General features: G+C 61.7%; 22 protein-coding genes and 1 riboswitch. Of the genes, 7 read left to right on the forward strand and 15 right to left on the reverse strand.

The window, feature by feature from the left end:
• Positions 1 to 62 precede the first annotated feature (62 nt).
• On the forward strand, positions 63 to 2,069 hold the full coding sequence (locus tag VIL88_RS13785) for an aldo/keto reductase (RefSeq protein ID WP_331989790.1): 2,007 nt from the start codon (positions 63 to 65) through the stop codon (positions 2,067 to 2,069).
• A gap of 1,109 nt (positions 2,070 to 3,178) precedes the next feature.
• Complete coding sequence (locus VIL88_RS13790) at positions 3,179 to 4,153, forward strand: DMT family transporter (protein ID WP_331989792.1); 975 nt, start codon at positions 3,179 to 3,181, stop codon at positions 4,151 to 4,153.
• Positions 4,154 to 4,393: 240 nt separating this feature from the next.
• On the opposite strand, the gene VIL88_RS13795 is transcribed toward VIL88_RS13790, so the two are convergent.
• The 6 genes from VIL88_RS13795 to VIL88_RS13820 form a co-directional block, all read right to left on the reverse strand.
• Positions 4,394 to 4,849 carry a MerR family transcriptional regulator gene (locus VIL88_RS13795; RefSeq protein ID WP_331989794.1) on the reverse strand — a complete coding sequence of 152 codons (456 nt, stop codon included), beginning with the start codon at positions 4,847 to 4,849 and terminating at the stop codon, positions 4,394 to 4,396.
• Between the two features lie 24 nt (positions 4,850 to 4,873).
• Complete coding sequence (locus tag VIL88_RS13800) at positions 4,874 to 5,185, reverse strand: integration host factor subunit alpha (protein WP_331989796.1); 312 nt, start codon at positions 5,183 to 5,185, stop codon at positions 4,874 to 4,876.
• 233 nt (positions 5,186 to 5,418) lie between these two features.
• Positions 5,419 to 6,396, reverse strand: coding sequence for a beta-ketoacyl-ACP synthase III (locus VIL88_RS13805; protein WP_331989798.1), 978 nt, complete (start codon positions 6,394 to 6,396; stop codon positions 5,419 to 5,421).
• Positions 6,393 to 7,463 carry a phosphate acyltransferase PlsX gene (gene plsX, locus VIL88_RS13810; protein WP_331989800.1) on the reverse strand — a complete coding sequence of 357 codons (1,071 nt, stop codon included), beginning with the start codon at positions 7,461 to 7,463 and terminating at the stop codon, positions 6,393 to 6,395. The genes VIL88_RS13805 and plsX overlap by 4 nt, the downstream gene beginning before the upstream one ends.
• 78 nt (positions 7,464 to 7,541) lie before the next feature.
• Positions 7,542 to 8,090: a DUF177 domain-containing protein gene (locus VIL88_RS13815; RefSeq protein ID WP_331989802.1), complete on the reverse strand. Its 549-nt coding sequence runs from the start codon at positions 8,088 to 8,090 to the stop codon at positions 7,542 to 7,544.
• The gene (locus tag VIL88_RS13820; protein ID WP_331989804.1) at positions 8,087 to 8,614 is read right to left on the reverse strand and encodes a ubiquinol-cytochrome C chaperone family protein; all 528 of its coding nucleotides are present in this window, start codon (positions 8,612 to 8,614) and stop codon (positions 8,087 to 8,089) included. Before VIL88_RS13820 ends, VIL88_RS13815 begins: the two co-directional genes overlap by 4 nt.
• Positions 8,615 to 8,765: 151 nt before the next feature.
• Here VIL88_RS13820 and VIL88_RS13825 point away from each other — a divergent pair, with 151 nt between their 5' ends.
• Positions 8,766 to 9,230, forward strand: a complete 465-nt coding sequence (locus tag VIL88_RS13825) for an outer membrane protein assembly factor BamE (protein WP_331989806.1) — start codon at positions 8,766 to 8,768, stop codon at positions 9,228 to 9,230.
• 37 nt (positions 9,231 to 9,267) lie between these two features.
• Here the strand turns inward: VIL88_RS13825 and nusB are convergent, their stop codons facing one another.
• The 4 genes from nusB to glyA all read right to left on the reverse strand — a co-directional run bounded on the left by nusB (position 9,268) and on the right by glyA (position 12,707).
• Positions 9,268 to 9,762, reverse strand: a complete 495-nt coding sequence (gene nusB, locus VIL88_RS13830; RefSeq protein ID WP_331989808.1) for a transcription antitermination factor NusB — start codon at positions 9,760 to 9,762, stop codon at positions 9,268 to 9,270.
• A gap of 87 nt (positions 9,763 to 9,849) precedes the next feature.
• On the reverse strand, positions 9,850 to 10,920 hold the full coding sequence (gene ribD / locus VIL88_RS13835) for a bifunctional diaminohydroxyphosphoribosylaminopyrimidine deaminase/5-amino-6-(5-phosphoribosylamino)uracil reductase RibD (RefSeq protein WP_331989810.1): 1,071 nt from the start codon (positions 10,918 to 10,920) through the stop codon (positions 9,850 to 9,852).
• Positions 10,917 to 11,393: a transcriptional regulator NrdR gene (gene nrdR / locus VIL88_RS13840; protein ID WP_331989812.1), complete on the reverse strand. Its 477-nt coding sequence runs from the start codon at positions 11,391 to 11,393 to the stop codon at positions 10,917 to 10,919. The genes ribD and nrdR overlap by 4 nt, the downstream gene beginning before the upstream one ends.
• 9 nt (positions 11,394 to 11,402) lie before the next feature.
• Positions 11,403 to 12,707, reverse strand: a complete 1,305-nt coding sequence (gene glyA, locus VIL88_RS13845) for a serine hydroxymethyltransferase (RefSeq protein WP_331989814.1) — start codon at positions 12,705 to 12,707, stop codon at positions 11,403 to 11,405.
• Between the two features lie 120 nt (positions 12,708 to 12,827).
• Positions 12,828 to 12,908, reverse strand: a riboswitch (ZMP/ZTP riboswitch).
• Between the two features lie 129 nt (positions 12,909 to 13,037).
• Here glyA and VIL88_RS13850 point away from each other — a divergent pair.
• Positions 13,038 to 13,481, forward strand: coding sequence for a BA14K family protein (locus tag VIL88_RS13850; protein ID WP_331989816.1), 444 nt, complete (start codon positions 13,038 to 13,040; stop codon positions 13,479 to 13,481).
• Here VIL88_RS13850 and VIL88_RS13855 read toward each other — a convergent pair.
• The 4 genes from VIL88_RS13855 to VIL88_RS13870 form a co-directional block, all read right to left on the reverse strand.
• On the reverse strand, positions 13,478 to 13,702 hold the full coding sequence (locus tag VIL88_RS13855) for a DUF6898 family protein (protein ID WP_331989818.1): 225 nt from the start codon (positions 13,700 to 13,702) through the stop codon (positions 13,478 to 13,480). The two genes, VIL88_RS13850 and VIL88_RS13855, sit on opposite strands and share 4 nt — an antisense overlap.
• Before the next feature lie 86 nt (positions 13,703 to 13,788).
• Positions 13,789 to 15,009 (reverse strand): L,D-transpeptidase family protein, encoded by a 1,221-nt coding sequence (locus VIL88_RS13860; protein ID WP_331989820.1) that lies wholly within the window; start codon positions 15,007 to 15,009, stop codon positions 13,789 to 13,791.
• Between the two features lie 281 nt (positions 15,010 to 15,290).
• Positions 15,291 to 15,800, reverse strand: a complete 510-nt coding sequence (gene ldtR, locus VIL88_RS13865) for a transcriptional regulator LdtR (protein WP_331989822.1) — start codon at positions 15,798 to 15,800, stop codon at positions 15,291 to 15,293.
• A gap of 195 nt (positions 15,801 to 15,995) precedes the next feature.
• A complete protein-coding gene (locus VIL88_RS13870) occupies positions 15,996 to 16,385 on the reverse strand; it encodes a hypothetical protein (protein WP_331989824.1) in 390 nt (129 codons plus the stop codon).
• A 92-nt stretch (positions 16,386 to 16,477) separates the two neighbouring features.
• Here VIL88_RS13870 and hemB point away from each other — a divergent pair, with 92 nt between their 5' ends.
• From hemB to VIL88_RS13885, 3 genes are read left to right on the forward strand one after another with little or no spacing between them, the layout of a single operon-like run.
• Positions 16,478 to 17,488 (forward strand): porphobilinogen synthase, encoded by a 1,011-nt coding sequence (hemB, locus tag VIL88_RS13875; protein WP_331989826.1) that lies wholly within the window; start codon positions 16,478 to 16,480, stop codon positions 17,486 to 17,488.
• Positions 17,489 to 17,546: 58 nt separating this feature from the next.
• Positions 17,547 to 18,056, forward strand: a complete 510-nt coding sequence (locus tag VIL88_RS13880; protein ID WP_331989828.1) for an RDD family protein — start codon at positions 17,547 to 17,549, stop codon at positions 18,054 to 18,056.
• A 59-nt stretch (positions 18,057 to 18,115) separates the two neighbouring features.
• Complete coding sequence (locus VIL88_RS13885) at positions 18,116 to 18,844, forward strand: arginyltransferase (RefSeq protein ID WP_331989830.1); 729 nt, start codon at positions 18,116 to 18,118, stop codon at positions 18,842 to 18,844.
• 125 nt (positions 18,845 to 18,969) lie between these two features.
• On the opposite strand, the gene VIL88_RS13890 is transcribed toward VIL88_RS13885, so the two are convergent.
• Positions 18,970 to 19,284: a Dabb family protein gene (locus tag VIL88_RS13890; RefSeq protein WP_331989832.1), complete on the reverse strand. Its 315-nt coding sequence runs from the start codon at positions 19,282 to 19,284 to the stop codon at positions 18,970 to 18,972.
• Positions 19,285 to 19,372: the final 88 nt, after the last annotated feature.

Raw genomic sequence — 19,372 nt, forward strand, 5'->3', positions numbered from 1 at the left:
TCGTGCCACGACCTCGTCCTTCGACAAGCTCAGGATGAGGTCTACTGATAGGACTATTAGAAATGACCGACCAAAAAATCCGCTGGGGCATCATCGGCCCGGGCAGCATCGCCAAGGCCTTCCAGGGCGGCGTCGCGGGCTCCCGATACGGCGTGCTCGCCGCCGTCGCCACCCGCGATCCCAACAAGCCCGGCCTCGCAACTGACTTCCCCGGCGCCCGCGTGGTCCATGGCTATGACGCGCTCTTGGCCGACCCGGAAATCGATGCCGTCTACATTGCCGTGCCCCATACCGGCCATGCCGAATGGGCGATCAAGGCGGCCGAAGCCGGCAAGCATGTGCTGGTGGAAAAGCCGTTTGCCCTGTCCTCCTTCGAGATGGACGCGGTGTTCCACGCGCATCGCAAGGCGGGAACCTTTGCCGGCGAGGCCTTCATGTATCGCCTCCATCCGCAGACCGCGAAGCTCGCCGAACTGATCCAGTCCGGCGCCATTGGCGAAGTGCGGATGATCCAGTCGAGCTTCGGCTTCAACATGGGCCGCTTCCAACCCGGACACCGGCTGTTCGCTTCCAAGCTTGCTGGCGGCGGCATCCTCGATGTCGGCGGCTATCCCGTGTCCATGTCGCGCTTCATCGCCGGTGCAGCCATGGGCAAGCCGTTTGCCGATCCGGTCAAGGTCGCCGGCACCGCCAAGCTCAATGCTGAAGGCACTGACGATTGGGCTGCTGCCGTCCTCACCTTCGAGAACGGCATCGTCGCCCAGGTCTCCTGTGCTGTGATGGCCAATCTCGACAATGTTCTGCGCATCCATGGTTCGGAAGGACGTATCGAAGTCCCCGATTTCTGGTTCGCCGGCGGCGACCGCACCACCGGCCTTGGCCGCATCGACATCATCAAGAACGGCAAGACCGAGACGGTCAGCGTCAACGAAACCCGCCACGTCTATTCCTTTGAAGCGGACGCCGCCGCCGAAGCCATCTTCGCCAAGCGGCAGGAACTGGCCGCTCCGGGCATGACTTGGGCCGACAGCGTGGGCAATGCCCGCGTGCTCGACGCCTGGCGCAAGGATGCCGGCATCGAGTTCTCGGTCGAAAAATCCGCCAACCGCGTCAACACGCTAGCCAACCGCAAGCTCGGTCCCAACCAGGGTGTCATTCCCAAGCGTTCCATTCCGGGCCTCGGCAAGGAAGCTTCGGCCGTTGCGCTGGGCTTCGAGGATTTCCGCAGCTTTGCCTCCGGCGCCATCCTCCTCGACGCCTTCTGGGAAAAGGGCGGCAACATCTTCGACACTGCCTTCGTCTATGGCGCCGGCTATACCGAAAAGCTCTTCGGCGAATGGCACCGCAATCGCGGCACGCGCGAGGGTTCGGTGCTGATCGGTAAGGGTGCGCATAGCCCCCTCTGCTACCCCGACGTCATTGCCAAGCAGCTGACCCAGTCGCTCGACCGGCTGCAGACCGACTATGTCGACGTCTACTTCATGCACCGCGACAATCTCGACGTGCCGGTCGGCGAATTCGTCGATGCCATGGATGCCGAAGTCAAAGCCGGACGCATACGCGGACCCTTTGGCGGTTCCAATTGGACCAAGGAGCGCTTCGACGAGGCCGTCGCCTATGCCGAACGCACCGGCAAGACCAAGCCCATGGCGCTCAGCAACAATTTCGCCCTCAGCGAAATGCTGGTGCCGATCTGGGACGGCTGCGTCACCGCCTCAAGCAACGACTGGAAGCGGTGGTTCAAGGAGAAGCAGGTCACCAATTTCTCCTGGTCCAGCCAGGGCCGCGGCTTCTTCACCGACCGGGCCGGCCGCGACAAGACCGACAATGAGGAACTGGTGCGCTGCTGGTACAACGATAAGAACTTCGCCCGCCGCGATCGCGCGATCGAACTGGCGCAAAAGCTCGGCCACAGCCCGATCCACATCGCCCTCGCCTTCGTCCTTGCCCAGCCCTTCCCCTCCATCCCCCTGATCGGACCCCGTACCCTGGCCGAACTCGACGACAGCCTCCGGGCATTCGACATCAAGCTGACGCCCGAACAGGTGGCGTGGCTCGACAACGGCTAGGGTTTGAGGTGGGGGCATCTCCCCCCCACCCACCCTCCCCCTGAAGGGGGAGGAGCAGATCGAGAATGGACGCGACCTAGCCCCACCCACCGGCCCAACTCCTCGCCCTACCAGGGGGGAGGCCGGGTGGGGGTGCCGAAGCTGCGTCCAGCCCCCATTCCCCCACCACGTCATTCCCGCGAAAGCGGGAATCCCCCTCCCAGACCAACGGAGGTTCCCGCCTGCGCAGGAATGACACCGCCATCAACAAACTTATCCCCGCCCCCCTCAACCGCGCGTACAATCCCCCCATCGCCTGCAGCAGAGCACGGTCATGACGAGTGATGGCTGCAGGGACTGTCGGGGAGCCTGGGTCGCCAGGCTTGCGCATGGATGCTGACCACCAACTTGGAGTCGCTCCGCGGAACACGCCTCTCTCTTTGTTTGAGAGGCCGACACGGTAGGTCAGGAGGAGCTGAGCTCCATGGCTTGCCGTCCGCGGGCGCAAGCAGGTTGCTCGATGCGTGTGCGAAAATCCCGGCGTGGTGGCGAGACCGCGATCTCACTTCACACCATACCTATTCGAGACCGCGGTCGCGCCATCGCTGCTCGAGATAACCGCTGGGCAGGCGGCGCTTCCGTACGTCCGCACCTCGCTGTTCATCTTGCGCGAACGGTTACACTCCTGTGTCCTCTTGTTCCGCGTCAGCCCCTGCTCTATCTTCATCGTCGCGGGACGATAGTTTCGCATAGTTCTCAGGGCGGGGTGCAATTCCCCACCGGCGGTAAGGCAGCGATGCCAAGCCCGCGAGCGCTCTAGCGTGTGAAATTATTCGAAAGCTCGCTGTGGCGAGTCAGCAGGCAGGATTTCCGAGAACCGGAGCGCAGCGTACGTTGGGTACCTGAGCACCGGAAGCGCAGGAAATGCTGATTGGTGGCCGCCAGAGTAGAGCTTGCGGATGGTTTCACTGAGAGGTCAGCAGATCCGGTGTGAGTCCGGAGCCGACGGTATAGTCCGGATGAAAGAGAACGGGACCAGCGCTGGCACAACTGCGTCCTGCATTATGCAGGCGTGGCGCCGGCGACACTTCCCGTAACCCTGAGGAAACTGGTTACGGAAAGGACTTCATATGAACCAGGTTTCCTCTGTTTCCCATAATGCCACGGCTGGCGCCTTCCTCATGATCAGCGCAGCCATCGCCTTCGCAGGCAGCAATGTGCTGCAGTCCGTGCTGCCCACGCCTGTGGGATATGGCGGCTTCGGCCTCTCCTCCACGGGCATGGCCTTCTGGCAATATGTGATCGCCTCGATCCTCGCGCTGCCGCTGATCCTGCGCATCGGCCTCGACAAGCTGCGCACCCGGCACCCCTTCGCCCATCAGATGCGCGCCTTCGTCTCGGCGGTGGGTGTCCATGTCTTCGTCTATGGCTTCGCCTCGGGCGTGCCGATCTGGCAGATGGTGACCCTTCTGGCCACGGGCCCCCTCTTTATCATCATCGGCTCGACGCTGTTTTTGGGCGAACGCGCAACTGCGGTGCGCATCGTGGCGGCTCTCATGGGCTTTGCCGGCGCCATCATTGTTTCGGGCGTGGGCAGCGAAGGGTTCGGCTGGACTACGCTTGTGCCGATCGCCACGGCAGCGCTCTGGGCTGCCACCGATGTCCTGACCAAGTACCTGGCGCGGGAGGAAGCGCCGGAAACCCTCACCATTTCGCTCCTGGTGCTGGTCACGCCCAATCACCTGCTGATCCTCCTGGCAGTCAATGCCATCAGCTGGCTTGCCCCAGCGGTTCTTCCATCGGGGGTTGCGACAGGCTTTCCCTTCGCCCTGCCCTCCGGCGCCGGTCTCTGGCTGCTGCTGCTCCTCGGGCTCTTGACCGCGGCAGCGCAATATCTCCTCGGCATTGCCTATAAGCTAGCCGACGCCACCTACCTGCAGCCCTTTGCCGACCTCAAGGTGCCGCTCGGCGGCCTGCTCGGTTGGATCGCCCTTGGCCAGGTCCCCTCACCCTGGTTCTGGCCAGGCACCCTCTTGGTCCTCGGCGGTTCGCTGCTGATCTACTGGGCAGAAGCCAGCCGCCCCTCCCGCCTCAGCATGGCCTAGCGCGCCGGCTCCCGCCCCGGCGGGAGCCACTTATCCTCGCCGTCCGATCCTGGCGTATACTGACGCCCGCATGTGCAGTTTCAGGGAGTATGCCGCCATCTAACGTCCCTCCGCACCGCGGCAACCAGCCACCGCCCGTCACCCTCGGGGTCGACCCGAGGGCTCTACACTTTCAATTTCACGGTGATGTGCCAAGTCGCCCTAGGTACGATCCGTCAGCACCCCCCTCCTCAGACGCCCCTAGTTCTCCCGCGCCCGCTCCAGGATGCGTTTACACTCCAGCAGTTCGCGCAAGACATCCGAGAGCTTGTCGCGCGACTCGCGGTCCAGCGTCGGGCTCGCCTGCATCACGGCTTCTTCGATCTCGGCCTCATCGCCGGCCGCTTCTGCCTCTTCGATCATGGGCAGGATGTCTTCGAGCGGCTTGCCTTCGCCCACCGCGATCACATAGCGGCTGCCCTGGTCCTTGAGGATTCGCTGCACGCCTTTGATGGTGAAGCCCTGGTCATAAAGCAGGTGCCTAATGCCGCGCAGCAGCAGCACGTCCTCGGGCCGGTAGTAGCGGCGCCCGCCACCGCGCTTCAGCGGCTTGATGGTGGAAAAACGCGTCTCCCAGAAGCGCAGGACATGCTGGGGCAAATCCAGTTCTTCGGCAGCTTCGGATATGGTCCGGAAGGCGTCTGGAGACTTGTCCACGTAGGGTTAGACTCGCTGGATTGCTTATTTTCCAGCGCTAACCATAGATTTGTTGATCTTGGACTTCAACACGTTGGACGGTTTGAACACAAGAACCTGCCGCGGCAGGATCGGCACTTCCTCGCCGGTCTTGGGGTTGCGGCCGATGCGTTCGTTCTTGGAGCGCACCTGGAAAGATCCAAAGGAAGAGAGCTTCACATTGGCGCCCTCGACCAGGGCGTCGCCGATCAGTTCGAGCACTCGCTCCACCAGTTCCGCCGACTCGGTGCGCGACAGGCCTACGCTGCCATAGACAGCCTCGGCAAGATCGGCCCTGGTAATGGTCTTTTGCGTCATTCGAACCCCCGTGTTCCGAAAGGTCAAAGTCCCAATGCCGGGATAATGGATGATCCCAGTCACAGTTGCTGCCGGCACTCTGAATTCAGCCGTGCCCGCTCGCGGGAATCGTTCCTCTCGCTAAGCGCCATGTGCCTCACGATTGCTCGTGCGGTCTGTTCTTGGGCCCTTGCGTCCTCCGCCCAGAGGACACTAACGCCTTGAAAGCGCTAAGGTCAATGACGTGTCAGCCCTTACCAGCGAATGAGAGACGCACCCCAGGTGAAGCCGCCACCCATGGCCTCAAGCATTACCAGGTCGCCCTGCTTGATGCGTCCGTCGGCGACCGCCGTGCTCAGGGCCAGCGGCACCGAGGCCGCCGACGTATTGGCATGGTCGGCAACCGTCATCACCACCTTCTCGGGCGGCAGGCCAAGCTTATTGCCCGCCCCCTCGATGATGCGGCGATTGGCCTGGTGCGGCACGAACCAGTCGAGGTCATCGACCGTGTAGCCGGACTTCTCCAGCGTCGAATAGACAACGTCTGTGATCTTGCCCACGGCGTGGCGGAACACTTCGGGCCCCTGCATGTGCACATGGCCGGTCGTGCCGGTGGTGGATGGCCCGCCATCCACATAGAGCTTGTCCCAGTGGTGGCCGTCCGAGCGGAGCGCGGAAGCGAGCACACCGCGCTCGTCCTCGCCGTCAGCGAGTTCAACGCCTTCGACGACGATCGCCCCTGCCCCGTCGCCGAACAGCACGCAGGTGGTGCGATCGGTCCAGTCGAGCAGGCGCGAGAAGGTCTCCGCGCCGATCACCAGCGCCCGCTTGGCGAGACCATTCTTGATATAGCTGTCGGCCGTCACCAGCGCATAGACAAAGCCGGAGCACACGGCCTGGATGTCGAAAGCCATGCCATGGTGCATGCCGAGCTTCATTTGCACCAGCGTCGCAGCCGCTGGGAATGTGTAGTCCGGCGTGGTTGTCGCCACCACGATCAGGTCGATATCGTCCGGCCCAACGCCAGCCGCCGTCATGGCCTTGCGCGCCGCTTCAACGGCGAGGTCCGAGGTGAACTGCCCGTCAGCCGCGATATGGCGCTTCTTGATGCCGACGCGCTGCTGGATCCACTCGTCGGACGTTTCGACCATGGTGGCCAGTTCGGCATTGGTCAGCACCTTCTCGGGCAGATAGCCGCCGACGCCACGGATGATGGTACGCGTTCTGGTCACGCCGGTCTCGCCTCGGTTTGGTCTTCGGTTGGTGCTGCTGGCGCCTTGACCGGAAACCGCGTCATGGTCTCGGCGATCTTGTCCATCAGCCTGCTATGCGCCATCTCGTAGGACAGGCCCAATGCGCTCTTATAACCCACTTCGTCGGTGCCGCCATGGCTCTTGATGACGATGCCGTTGAGCCCCATGAACACGCCGCCATTGACGGTGCGCGGGTCCATCCTGCGGCGCAGCGCATTAAGTGCCGAGCTCGCAAACAGCGCCCCCAGCTTGCTCATGAGATTGGACTGCAGCGCGCTGCGCAGATAGGCGCCCACCTGGCGCGCCGTGCCTTCAGCGGTCTTGAGCGCAATGTTGCCGACGAACCCTTCGGTGACCACCACATCGACAGTGCCCTTGCCGATATCGTCGCCCTCCACAAAGCCGTGATAGGTGAAGCCGGAGCCGCTGGCGGCGGTCAGGATCTTGCCCGCCTCCTTGATATAGTCGAGCCCCTTGACCTCCTCGGTGCCCACATTGAGCAGGCCGACAGTCGGGGAATTGTTGTCGAACAGGCAGCGCGCCAGAGCGGAGCCTAGGATCGCATAATCGACCAGCTGCTGCGCATCGGCGCCGATGGTCGCCCCCATGTCGAGCACGATGATATCGCTGCGCAGCGTTGGCCAGATCGCCGCGATGCCGGGGCGGGCGATCCCGTCCATCGGCCGCAGGCAAAAGGTCGCCATGGCCATCAGCGCACCGGTATTGCCACCGGAGATTGCAACATCGGCTTCCTTGTCCTTGACCGACTGGATCGCCATCCACATCGAGGACGTGCCCTTGCCCTTGCGCAAAGCCTGGCTGGGCTTCTCGTCCATGGCGATGACCACTTCGGTGTGGCGGATGCTGGACACGGGCTTGAGCGCCGGAAATTCGTCGAGCAGCGGCTGGATCAGCTCCTCTCGCCCATGGAAAATGAAGCGGGTATTCTGGCGCTCCTGCAGGGCCAGGTAGGCTCCGTGGATAACGGCACGGGGCGCGTTATCCCCGCCCATGGCATCCACTGATATAGTGATCGTATCGGTCATCTCGGCCCGTTCTATACCTCGCAAGGAGGCAGGCAAACATATCCCATCGGGGAGTCGGTGCAAGCCTGCCGCTTGCCTCTAGCTTTCGCCTTCACCAGGCTTCTTGAGCTTTTCCAGCGCCGCAAACGGCCCGGACGGCGCTTCCCCCAAGTTCACGCCAAGCGAGTCGAGGCTCTCTCCGGGCAGGCGTGGATAAGGGTCGATAGCGAGAGCCAGCGTCTCGATCAGGAGGGCACTGAGATCCACTTCGGGACCGTCGATATGATCGGGAAAGTCATCGTCCTCGAGGTCGATGAACACTTCCGATCCTGGCGTGGGCTTCTGGTGCCCATGCGGCTCGGGCAGGAACACCCGGTCCACCGGCTCGTCGAGCTGCTGCGTCACCGGCTCGAAGCTGACAACGGACGGCTGGACGATCTGCGCCACCAGCCGCCCTTGCGCGCGAATGCCGCCACGCAGCGGCACAACCACCAGTTCGGCCTCGAAGCGGTCGATCGCCGTCAGGCGCAGTTCCTCGGCCAGGTCGCGCCTGGTGTCTTCATCGAGCGCAACACGAAGCTCACGGCCGGTTGCCGGCAGGCGGTCAATGCGAACCATGGCGTCGAACAAAGGGGCATCGTGACTCATGGCGCAGCTCCAAAATCAAGGCTGCCGCCGACGATCTTGGCGGCCGGCTGGCTTGCCAGCGCGCGGTCATGGTCGATCAGATATTGAGCCAAAGCGCCGACATGGGCGGGAGAAACCTCGCCGTAAATGTTGCGGGCAAGCACCGCCTCGAGCGCCGCCTCATCGTTACGGTCCATGGCCTCGTTGATCGCGGCCAGCAGGCCAAAGAAGATATTGCCCATCTTCTGGATGCGCTTGGGCACGCCGAGGTCACCCACGCCCATCTCACGCAGCGACCGGTCCATGTCACCAAAGAACAGGTCGAACACAGCCTGGCTGAAGTCCTTCTGCTCGCCCGATGCTGCGCGCAGCCTGCGAAACAGCAGCGCAATATGCAGGCTGATCATGTCAAAGCGGCCGGTCACCGTATCCGGGACGCCCCACTCGGCGTAGAAGCGGGGTTGCCGGGATTGCGCCACAATGGCGCTATAGACGGCGTAAACCGGCTCGGTGGCAGTGTTCTTGCGAAACAGGGACAGGATCATGGTGTTGCGCTCAGGGTCTCGATCAGCCTTTGAGGTGGCAAACGGGCCTGCCAAACCAATGTCAGCTTGCCAGATGGACGGGTTGGCAGCTAAACAATCCGGCGGCTACGGGACACCCGCCTTGTTGCCGTGCCTATAGTCGAGAGCCATCGTGAAAGTCAAATTCATGCCCCTGCGTATTGCCTCCGGTTCACTCGCACCGATTGCCGCTGCTGCCCTCCTGGCAACGGCCTTGGCAGCCTGCACCAGCAGCACCGCGCTGGTCACGTCGCGCACCCAGGGCTACGAGATTTCCGACAGCGCCATGGCGCAGATTCGGCCCGGCCAGAGCCAGGAACTGGTGACGCTGGTGCTGGGTTCGCCGCAGTCCACCAATACCTTCGGCGATGAATCGGCCTACTATTATGTCGAGACCAAGGTTCGTCAGACCTCGTTCGGCATGACCATGGTCGACTCCCGCACCGTGCTGGTCGTCTACTTCGACAAGAACAAGAAGGTGATCGACAAGGCCGTCTATGGCCTCAAGGACGGCAAGACCGTCACCATCGAAACGCGCCGCACGCCGTCCTTCGGCGAAGACCGCTCGTTCATCGATTCGATCCTCAGCAGCTTCTAGTCAAGAAACGCCAAGGGGATCCGGCAATAGCCGGATCTCAGCTGGAGCTGGCCAGGTCCTTGCCGGCTTCACGCGCGATGGCGTCCAGTGTCGCGTTCACCAGGCCCGGCGCATCGTCCTCGTAAAACGCCTTGGCGACGTCCACATATTCAGTGATGACGACGCGCGGCGGAATATCCTGCCGGCGCAGCAGCTCAAAGGTGGCGGCGCGCAAGATGGCACGCAGCGTCGCGTCCACCCGTTCCACCGGCCAGCCGTCTGCCAGCGCCCGATCCACTGCCGGGTCGATGGTGAGCTGGTGCTTGGTCACGCCCGCCACGATCTGACGGAAGAAGTCGGCGTCCGCGGGAAGATACTGTTCGCCCTCGATCTCGCGGCCCAGGTGGAAAGCGCCGAACTGCGCTAGGGTGTCCTCGAGCGTCGCCCGGCCCACATCCATTTGGTAGAGCGCCTGCACCGCAGCAAAGCGCGCTGCACCGCGCTGGTTGGCCGGACGGTCTGGCATGAGGTCACGTTTGGGAGCTTCGGCCATGTCTGCTTTCATCACTGTTCGCCGGCACAGGGGGAGCGTGCCAGTCGGCGGTGCACCCCCATAGTATCCCCGACCTGGAACTGCAACTCAAACTGGCGCGCTTGATCTGCCGTATCGCACAAGCGTATTGGCGCCGATGCGTTCCCGCCCGATCTCGGCGAAGCCACAGCTGGCAAATTGTTGCGTCAGCTTGATGCCGTCCTCCGATGGAGAACCGACGAGCAGGAAGATTTCGTCCGCAAGGTGCAATGTCATCAGTCCCTCGTGCAGGCGACGCCCAGGCTCGACGAGGAGGTTCTGCACCCCTCTGCCCGCCAACGCAGCCATTGCTGCTGCTAGGTTGGGTTGCCGCTCCTCGCCAGGGACACGCATCACCTGAACAGACACCGGTGCGTCTATCACAGCTTCCGTTTCTGCAATGATCGCAGTGCGATAGCCGGAAAAGCTGCCAACCAGATTCACCGTCCGGTCGAGCCCCGCCGCTCCTGCCAGCACAACGCGTAATGGGGTTCTTGCGGAGAGCCCTGGTAGCGCAACCGTAAGATCAGGATTGGTGCGGGCCGTGGCACCACCGACGAGCAGAGCGTCGTAGCGACTTCGCAAGGCTTCGTGCCAGACACGGACAGCTCCGCCTATCTTGCCCGTATACGCATCAACCGATTCAAGGGTAGAGCCGCCCTCCGATGCCACCAGCACCACGGTGTGCGGCCGCTGCTTGATGTGGCGCAGCGTGTGACCGGCGTGAAGCGCAGCAGAACCCTCATGCTCCGCCAGGACTACTTCGATACCTGCAGACTCCAGGTGTTCTATTGCCGATCCGCCCGTGCGCGGGTCGCTGACACCGATCACCACGCGCATGATGCCTGCCCGGATAATCGCGTCGGTACAGGGCGGCATCCGACCCCAGTGCTGGCAGGGTTCGATGGTGGTGTAGAGCGTGGCGCCCGCTGCGTTGAAGCCAGCCGCTGCCAAGGCAAGAGCCTCGGCATGTGGTCGCCCACCCCGGCCGGTGAACGCACGCGAAATCAGCGTGTTGCTACTGAGCTCAACAACCAACGCGGCGCTGGTGGGATTTTCCGCCGTTGTGCCGACAAACGGCGTGGCCAGTCGAACCGCTGCGTCGAGCCAGTGCCGATCCTGCAAAGGCAGATCGCTCAATCGTCTTCCCGCAAGGTGCGCTGGCCTTCCGCCAGCTCCGCCAGGAAATTCCGAAAGTCGTCAGCTGCCGAGAAGTTCTTGTAGACGGATGCAAAGCGGACAAACGCCACATCGTCCAGCCCCTTGAGACCGTCCATCACGTACTCCCCGATCTGGTCGGATGTGACTTCGATATCCCCGAGGCTCTCGAGCTGACGTACAATGCCCGAAATCATCCGCTCGATGCGGTCAGTCTCAACGGAGCGCTTGCGTAAGGCAGTGTACACAGAACGCGCCAACTTTTCCCGATCAAAGGGAACTTTGCGACCGCTCTTTTTGACCACAGTGAGTTCACGCAGTTGAACGCGCTCGAAGGTGGTAAAGCGGCCGCCGCATCCATTGCAGACGCGGCGGCGGCGGATGGCGCCGGAATCTTCGGTCGGGCGACTGTCCTTGACCTGCGTATCGTCGTTGCCGCAATAGGGACAGCGCATCTGGTGACCTTAGTTCGCGTAGATCGGGAAGCGCGCGGTGAGCGCCTTCACCTTGTCGCGAACAGCTGCCTCCACAATCGCATTCCCCTCATCGGAATTGGCTTCCCGCAGACCATCAAGAACCTCAACGATCAGCGAACCGATTTCCTGGAACTCCGCAATGCCGAAGCCACGCGTCGTGCCCGCCGGCGTGCCGAGACGGATACCGGAGGTAACGAAGGGCTTTTCGGGGTCGAACGGAATGCCGTTCTTGTTGCAGGTGATGTAGGCCCGGCCGAGCCCCTGCTCCGCCCGCTTGCCCGTGGCGTTCTTGGGCCGAAGATCAACCAGCATCAGATGGTTGTCTGTTCCACCCGAAACCACGTCCAGCCCCTGCGACTTCAAGGTCTCGGCCAAGGCACGCGCATTGTCGACGACTTGGCGAGCATAGGCCTTGAACTCAGGCTGCAGCGCTTCCTTGAAGGCCACGGCCTTGGCGGCGATGACGTGCATCAAGGGACCACCCTGAAGACCCGGAAACACGGCCGAATTGATCTTCTTGGCAATCTCTTCGTCATTGCTGAGGATCATGCCGCCACGCGGCCCACGCAAGGACTTGTGGGTGGTCGTGGTGCAGACATGGGCGTGCGGCACAGGCGACGGATGGACGCCGCCGGCGACCAGGCCGGCGATGTGGGCCATGTCGACCATGAGGTAAGCCCCCACGGCGTCGGCAATCTCGCGGAAGCGCTTCCAGTCCCAGATGCGCGAATAGGCGGTGCCGCCGGCCAGGATCAGCTTTGGCTTGTGCTCGTGTGCGAGGCGCTCCACCTCATCCATGTCGAGCAGATGATCGTCACGACGAACGCCATAGGAAACGACGTTGAACCACTTGCCGCTCATGTTGACCGGCGACCCGTGGGTCAGGTGACCGCCCGAGTTGAGGTCGAGACCCATGAACGTGTCGCCGGGCTGCAGCAGCGCGAGGAATACGGCCTGGTTCATCTGCGAGCCGGAATTGGGCTGCACATTGACGAAGTTCGCGCCGAAGAGCTGCTTGGCTCGCTCAATGGCGAGGTTTTCGGCGACGTCAACATACTGGCAGCCGCCATAGTAGCGCTTGCCCGGATACCCTTCGGCATACTTGTTGGTCATGATCGAGCCCTGCGCCTCGAGAACGGCGCGAGACACAATATTCTCGGAGGCGATCAGCTCGATTTCGTGCTGCTGGCGGCCGAGTTCGTCGCCGATAGCTGCTGCGATATCGGGATCCGTTTCAGCCAGCGTGTTGGAGAAAAACGTCGGGAACAGCGAGGAAGATGTGGCGGTAGTCATGGCGTGCTTACCTCGCGGGCATCGATGTTGCAGGACACGGCGCAGGCCATATCACGTGGCGCTGTGCGATTCCAAGGCTCTGAGGGTTGTTCTAGATACATGAGGGCTCCCGTGGTTTCGATAGGGTGCCCAGGCGAGCGGCAAATGCGGTTCGCGTTCCCCGATGGTACACCATCTCTCTCGCCAGTCGCGCGAACGCATTCATTATGTCCAGCGAACTGCTCATTAGCAAGTGTCATCAAAAAACCCGCTAGGCGGCAACTCCGTCGGTATGGGCCGCATTACGCTTTTCTACCCGGCAGAAAGCCGGAATGATCAGGAGTTCTGCAGATGACCATCCTCCGCAACGGCGTTCTTGGCGCCGTGATGACTGCCACTCTCGCCGTGTCCTCCATTGTCCCTGCACAGGCGCAAAACGTCACTCTTAGCTTCGGCCAGCGTCAGCAGGTGATCCAGACTTATTGCGATCGGCATCCCCGCGACTACGACTGCCGTGGCTACTATGGTGGAAACTGGCGCCAGCGCGACTACGACCGCTTCTACAACAATCGCCGCAGCGACCTCGATCCGATCGCCTCCGGCATCTTCGGTCTTGCCTTAGGCGCGATCGTTGGCGGCGCTATTGCGAATAGCAACAACAACAATCGTGACCGGGTTGTCGGCCGCAGCTACGACGCTCACGTCGAGGCCTGCTATGCCCGTTACCGCTCCTACGACGAACGCACCGACACCTTCCTGGGCTATGACGGCGTGCGTCATCGCTGCAATCTCTAGGCGAACTTGCCGCGAGTGGCCGATGGTGTCGGTTCGGCGCCATCGGTCCCCTCCCCAAGCCGCCGGCGCAGCTTCGCTAAAGCTAGTTGCTGCATGTGCTGACGGCTTGCCGACAACGGCGTGACGACAATCACCTCAACACCGGTGAACGCATCGATCGCCGCAACGCGCATCTGTTGCCCCACCTGAACGAACTCGAAGTAGATTTCGCCGTCACCCATCGCCGCCCTGCCCCAACACGCACCCGCACAAAAGCAAACGCCCTCTTGCTGGAGGGCGTCAACTGTTTGTTCGCGATGCTTAGCGATCAGGCGTCGAAGCTGACCTTGCCCTGGGCATCGAACTGGTAAACGTCGTCACGGAAGCTGACGGTACCCTGCCGGTTTGCCCAAGCAGTGATGTAGGTGGTGTGAATCGGCACCCGTGCCTTGCACTCGACGTCCAGCCGCTGCAGTGACTCGAAAGTCGTGTCGACCTTCTGCTGATCCCAGTCACCGTTGTCGCGCAACAGCCAGTTCACCAGCTGGTTGACGCCCTCGACGCGCACGCAGCCGGAGGAGTGGAAGCGCGCATTCTCGCCGAACAGCGCCTTGGATGGCGTGTCGTGCAGGTAGCAATCATAGGGATTGTAGAAGTTGATCTTGCAGTGACCCATGGAATTGGCCGCACCAGGTTCCTGGCGATACATGTAGTTCACCTGCTGATCGGTGATGTTCGCCCAGTCGATGGTCGCCGGATCGACCTTGTTCCCAGAGCCGTCGTAGATGAAAATGTTCTGCTCGGTTAGGTAGTTCGGATTCTCGAGCATGTACTTCGTGAGGTCCTTGCGAACCAGCGACTTGGGCACATGCCAGTAGGGGTTGAAGTTGATCTGGCTGATATTGCTGGCCATGATCGGGGTGGCGCGATCCACGCGACCAACAACAGCCGTGTGCCGCTGCTCGACCATGCCGTCATTCACGGCCTCAATCGTTGCCGCCGGAATGTTCACCACGATGTAGCGCGGGTTGAGGTTCGGCGCCATGTTCTGGACGCGCGTGAAGTTCAGGTAGAGCTGCTGCAGGCGCGTGGCGGCCGGCACGTTCAGGGCATACCAGGTGGGTTCGTCGACCTGACCATTCACGATCAAGCCATGACGGGCCTGGAAGGTGCGGACGCCGCGGTCGGTGGCTTCGTCGAACAGGTCATTAACGTTGGGGACAAGCGCCATGTCGCCCGAGGAGATCAGGCGGCGCTTGAGCTGGATGACCGCCGCGCCGGACTTGCCGAGCGACAGCCGGAACGCCTCCTGAGGCACCTCTTCCCAACCGCCGTTGGCAACAAAGGGCTCGTACTGCGAGATGGCCAACTGCAGGTTGTGGACCGTGTCGTAGGACAGAATGGGCTCATTGGTGGCAATCAGCGCCTGGGCGGCGGCCGTGTTGCCGTCCTTGTCGACATTCCGCAGCACGTTGCCACGGTTCATGATGTCGAAAATAGATTCCTGTGCACGGCCCACTGCCGGCATGGCGAGAGATGCGCCGGCCATGGCGGTGTACCGGAGCAGAGAACGTCTATTTAGCCGCATTAATTCACCCGAATTTACTGGCTGCCGAAGCAGGCGATTTTTTACCATCGCAGATTGCTGGTCACAACGCGGTCAACCGCAAGTGACCTCTTCAGATTTGATGAACCACGAATAAGCGGGAAATGGTTTCAAACCACGTAACGTGCAGATCACGTTGCTTTGCGGCACAAATGTGAACGCCGGCCTCAAGGACCGGCGTTGATTGACCAATGTGGCTGCACTGCAACAGCAGTGTCGCTGATTTAGAGCTTGTAAAGGATCTGATCGACCCAGAAGCGCTCAAGGCGGGCCAGCGCCTTATTGAGACCATCGAACTCGTCGTCGCCGAGGCCACCGACCTTGTCGATCGACTTCAGGTGACGATCATAGAGTTCGTCGATCACTTCGGCGACTTCTTCGCCCTTTGGTGTCAGCTTGATGCGAACCGAGCGACGGTCGGAGCGGGAGCGCTCCTGGAAAATGTAACCGGTTTCAACCAGCTTCTTGAGATTGTAGGAGACATTGGAACCGAGATAGTAGCCCCGCGAGCGCAGTTCGCCGGCAGTGAGTTCGGCGTCGCCGATGTTGAACATCAACAGTGCCTGTACAGGGTTGATGTCGTCCCAACCCATGCGATCGAACTCATCCTTAATCAGGTCCAGCAGCCGCCGGTGCAGGCGCTCGACCCGCGACACAGCTTCCAGGTAAAGCGGCTTCAGGCTCTTGGGACGTTCCGGGACGACGGCCTCGGCTGCGTTGGATTTGATTGCCATTTGTGCCTCACTGTTTTGCAGTTTGTGCGATTTTTCGCATCTCATGAGGCCAAACTACGGCGTGCGGACTAAGATCGCCCTAAGCGGCGTGATTAAGAGCATCTTACTGGAAAGCAATGAGAATTTGGCTTTATTCTTCGTTACACAGATGCATAAATCTGTAACCTTACCTGGGTGTGACGAACCGCTTGCTGGTTAGTCCGCGGCCTTTGCCCGTTCATTGCGGTAGGTAAGGATGAAGATGATCAAGACAGATGCCAGAAGCACAAGGCGGACAGCAAAGCCGAAGGCCGACATCTGCACGCCACCGTTGCCAAGCAGGTAAAGCGCAAGCTCCACGCCGGTGGCGCCCACCAGTAGAACCGCCCCCCAACTTGCCTTGATCCAAAGACCCACCGCGGCAAACAGGCGCGCCAGAGCAAAGATTGACAGATAGACAAAGCCGGTCATCCCCATAGTCGCTAACGGGCTGACAGGTCCCAGCCCTACACCCAGCAGTCGTGCCGCATCGTTCAGGCCCAGAAGGAGGCTGATGATGGCGACGATCCGAATATAGATGGCGATAGACTGGGCGGGGATAACCATTTGCGGTTTCTAGCCGGGCGTGAGACGTGCGACAAGCGCGAGCTTGGATGAGGCAGGCGCGGCTGCTAGAGGAAGCCAACAAGGAGCATCCCATGGCTGACACCTGGCACAAGCATGACATGGACTTTCTGGGCGGGCGGCGTCTTCGTCGCAGCCGTCGCACGGCATGGAGCCGGGCGATGGTGCGAGAGAGCCTGCTGACGCCAGCTGACCTGATCTGGCCCATGTTCGTGATTGAGGGTCATAACGAGCGGACTGCCATCCGCACGATGCCTGGAGTTGAGCGGCTCAGCGTCGATCTTTGCGTCAAGGCAGCCATGGCGGCACGCGATGCAGGCATCCCGGCCCTGGCGCTCTTTCCCAACACGCCCGACCACCTGCGCAGCGAGACGGGGGCGGAAGCGTATAATCCGGACAACCTGATGTGCCGGGCGCTGAGTGCGATCAAGAATGCAGTGCCTGAGATTGGGCTGATCGCCGACGTGGCGCTGGACGAATATTCCAGCGACGGACAGGACGGGCTGGTTCGCGACGGGGAGATCCTCAACGACGAGACTGTCGCCGTGATGATCAAGTCGGCGCTGGTGCAGAGCAAGGCCGGCGCTGACATCATTGCTCCGTCAGACATGATGGACGGTCGCGTTGCGGCGATCCGCGAGGCCTTAGACGGCGAGGGCTTCGAGCAGACGCAGATCATGGCCTATGCCGCCAAGTACGCCTCTTTCTACTATGGGCCGTTCCGCGAAGCTGTGGGGTCGGGCAGCCGGTTGGTTGGCGACAAGCGTACCTATCAGATGGACTTTGCCAATTCTGATGAAGCGATGCGCGAAATCGAGCAGGACATTGCCGAGGGCGCTGATAGCGTGATGGTCAAGCCCGGCCTGCCCTATCTCGACATCGTCAGGCGTGCCAAGGACACGTTCAACATCCCGCTCTACGCGTATCAGGTGAGCGGTGAGTATGCGATGATCGAGATGGCGGCGGCGGCCGGTGCGATCAACCGCGAGGGGGCGATCATGGAAAGCCTTCATGCGTTCAAGCGGGCTGGCGCCAATGGCGTGCTCACCTATTTCGCTCTCGAGGTCGCGCGCAAGCTCGGCTAGCCTGGGATTTTGCAGCCTGCCTCTTGCGCGGGGGGCAGGGCGTGACGATGTTTCGATCATGTACCAGACCGATACCGTTCGCCCTGCCCTGCCCGATCCCCAGACTGCCCCCGAGCTGTTCGAGGGCGTGTTGACGCGCCGGGTATTCGCCTTCCTGATCGACACCGTGATCATCGGGGCCATGATCCTGGCCTTCAGCTTGATTGGGCTGATCGCCGGCTTCCTGACCTTTGGCCTGGCCTGGCTGGCTTTGGCCTTCGTGGTGCCCGCCAGCATCGTGCTCTATTATGGCGCCACGCTTGGTTCGTCCAAGCGGGCCACGATCGGCATGCAGATGATGGACATCGTGCTGACGCCGACGCGTGGACAGCCGCTGGACGGTTGGATGGCGATCATTCATGCAGCCTTGTTCTGGCTGACGACCTGGATATCGTGGCCGTTGTCGCTCCTTTTCGTGCTGTTCACGCCGCGCCGGCAGATGATCCATGATCTCGTGGTCGGAACGCTGATGGTGCGCCGGTCACCGATGGAGCGGCATTGGCGCAGCCGGGCGCAGCAGGCGTTTTGACCTGTTGCCCGGCCTGACGGGGGAGCGTACACTCCGTTGACAGCAGCCAAGGGTCTTTGATGACGGACCAGACGCCAGAGACAACGCAGCTCTTTCTAACTGCAGCCATGCCGTGCCCCTACCTGCCGGGCAAGCAGGAGCGGAAGCTGTTTACGCACCTGTCCGGACGGCGCGCGACGAGCCTGCACCACCTGCTGAGCGAGAACGGGTTCCGCCGCAGCCAGAACCTTATCTATCGGCCGGCCTGCGAAGGTTGCAATGCCTGCCAGTCGGTGAGGATCGTGGCGGGCGAGTTCGAGCCATCGGGCCGCTTCCGCCGTGTGCTGCGCAACAATAGCGACCTCTCTGTTGAAGTCCGCCCGACCACCGCGACCAGCGAACAGTATGACCTGTTCAAGCGGTACCTCGAGTCGCGCCATGCTGGCGGCGGCATGAACCAGATGAGCTTTGTCGACTACGAGTACATGGTCGAGGACACGCCCGTGCAATCGGTGCTGGTCGAGTACCGCTTGCGCGACCATCCGGACCAGACGCTTGTGGCAGTGGCGCTGACCGACGTAATGCCGGACGGCCTTTCCATGGTCTATTCGTTCTATGATCCCGACCTGGCGCACCGAAGCCTCGGTACCTTCCTTATTCTGGATCATATCTCGCAGGTGCGCTCGGCCAACCTCAGCTATGTTTATCTGGGCTACTGGGTAAAAGAGTCGCCAAAGATGGCCTACAAGGCCCTGTACCAGCCGCTGGAGGTGCAGCGCGGTACCCTCGGCTGGTGCAAACTAGACTAGTCGCTGTCCCGATCACTCCGTTTTTCCTCCTTCGCTCGTAGAGGAGAGCTTAGCCCATTTTCTTGGCCCGGGGATAAGACGCCATCGCTCCGGCGAAAGAATAGGGTCGTGAGCCGTAGCGCGACTTAGCGCTCAAACTCCATGTCGAAAACCATCAGGCCTTCGCGTCCACCTTCCAGAGCGGCGACGAGCCGGGCGCCTGCCGCCTTGTGGGCAGGATCGGCTAGGTAGCGGTCGCGTGCAGCCGCATCGGCCAGATCCATGATAAAGCCATCGTTGAAGCCCTTGCCATGGCCTTCGGGCGAAACGTTGGGGCCAAAGTGAGCCGAGAACAGGCCGTCGATCTTGCCGACCAAGGCTCCAAGATCGGCGTAGATGCCGGCCTTTTCTTCGGCGCTGACGTCGGAGCGGAATTTGACGAAGACGCAGTGGCGGATCATTTGGATGTTCCTTTGACCGGGTTGCGGTTCACCCTCTCCAGCCTCCCTTCAAGGGGAGGTGTCGATCGGGGTTGTGGAGTGGCCGGCG

The sequence above is a fragment of the Devosia sp. genome, from assembly GCF_036563435.1.
Lineage (GTDB): Bacteria > Pseudomonadota > Alphaproteobacteria > Rhizobiales > Devosiaceae > Devosia.

Bases quoted from the DNA above. Each gene is read 5' to 3' on its own strand.
- VIL88_RS13885 (WP_331989830.1), top strand. From the start codon at position 18,116: ATGACGGACCAGACGCCAGAGACAACGCAGCTCTTTCTAACTGCAGCC.
- VIL88_RS13815 (WP_331989802.1), bottom strand. From the start codon at position 8,090: ATGAGTCACGATGCCCCTTTGTTCGACGCCATGGTTCGCATTGACCGC.
- VIL88_RS13860 (WP_331989820.1), bottom strand. From the start codon at position 15,009: ATGGCCGGCGCATCTCTCGCCATGCCGGCAGTGGGCCGTGCACAGGAA.
- VIL88_RS13880 (WP_331989828.1), top strand. From the start codon at position 17,547: ATGTACCAGACCGATACCGTTCGCCCTGCCCTGCCCGATCCCCAGACT.
- VIL88_RS13800 (WP_331989796.1), bottom strand. From the start codon at position 5,185: ATGACGCAAAAGACCATTACCAGGGCCGATCTTGCCGAGGCTGTCTAT.
- nrdR (WP_331989812.1), bottom strand. From the start codon at position 11,393: ATGCGCTGTCCCTATTGCGGCAACGACGATACGCAGGTCAAGGACAGT.
- VIL88_RS13850 (WP_331989816.1), top strand. From the start codon at position 13,038: ATGACCATCCTCCGCAACGGCGTTCTTGGCGCCGTGATGACTGCCACT.
- VIL88_RS13785 (WP_331989790.1), top strand. From the start codon at position 63: ATGACCGACCAAAAAATCCGCTGGGGCATCATCGGCCCGGGCAGCATC.
- VIL88_RS13890 (WP_331989832.1), bottom strand. From the start codon at position 19,284: ATGATCCGCCACTGCGTCTTCGTCAAATTCCGCTCCGACGTCAGCGCC.
- VIL88_RS13855 (WP_331989818.1), bottom strand. From the start codon at position 13,702: ATGGGTGACGGCGAAATCTACTTCGAGTTCGTTCAGGTGGGGCAACAG.
- glyA (WP_331989814.1), bottom strand. From the start codon at position 12,707: ATGACTACCGCCACATCTTCCTCGCTGTTCCCGACGTTTTTCTCCAAC.
- VIL88_RS13820 (WP_331989804.1), bottom strand. From the start codon at position 8,614: ATGATCCTGTCCCTGTTTCGCAAGAACACTGCCACCGAGCCGGTTTAC.
- plsX (WP_331989800.1), bottom strand. From the start codon at position 7,463: ATGACCGATACGATCACTATATCAGTGGATGCCATGGGCGGGGATAAC.
- VIL88_RS13870 (WP_331989824.1), bottom strand. From the start codon at position 16,385: ATGGTTATCCCCGCCCAGTCTATCGCCATCTATATTCGGATCGTCGCC.
- ldtR (WP_331989822.1), bottom strand. From the start codon at position 15,800: ATGGCAATCAAATCCAACGCAGCCGAGGCCGTCGTCCCGGAACGTCCC.
- VIL88_RS13790 (WP_331989792.1), top strand. From the start codon at position 3,179: ATGAACCAGGTTTCCTCTGTTTCCCATAATGCCACGGCTGGCGCCTTC.
- nusB (WP_331989808.1), bottom strand. From the start codon at position 9,762: ATGGCCGAAGCTCCCAAACGTGACCTCATGCCAGACCGTCCGGCCAAC.
- hemB (WP_331989826.1), top strand. From the start codon at position 16,478: ATGGCTGACACCTGGCACAAGCATGACATGGACTTTCTGGGCGGGCGG.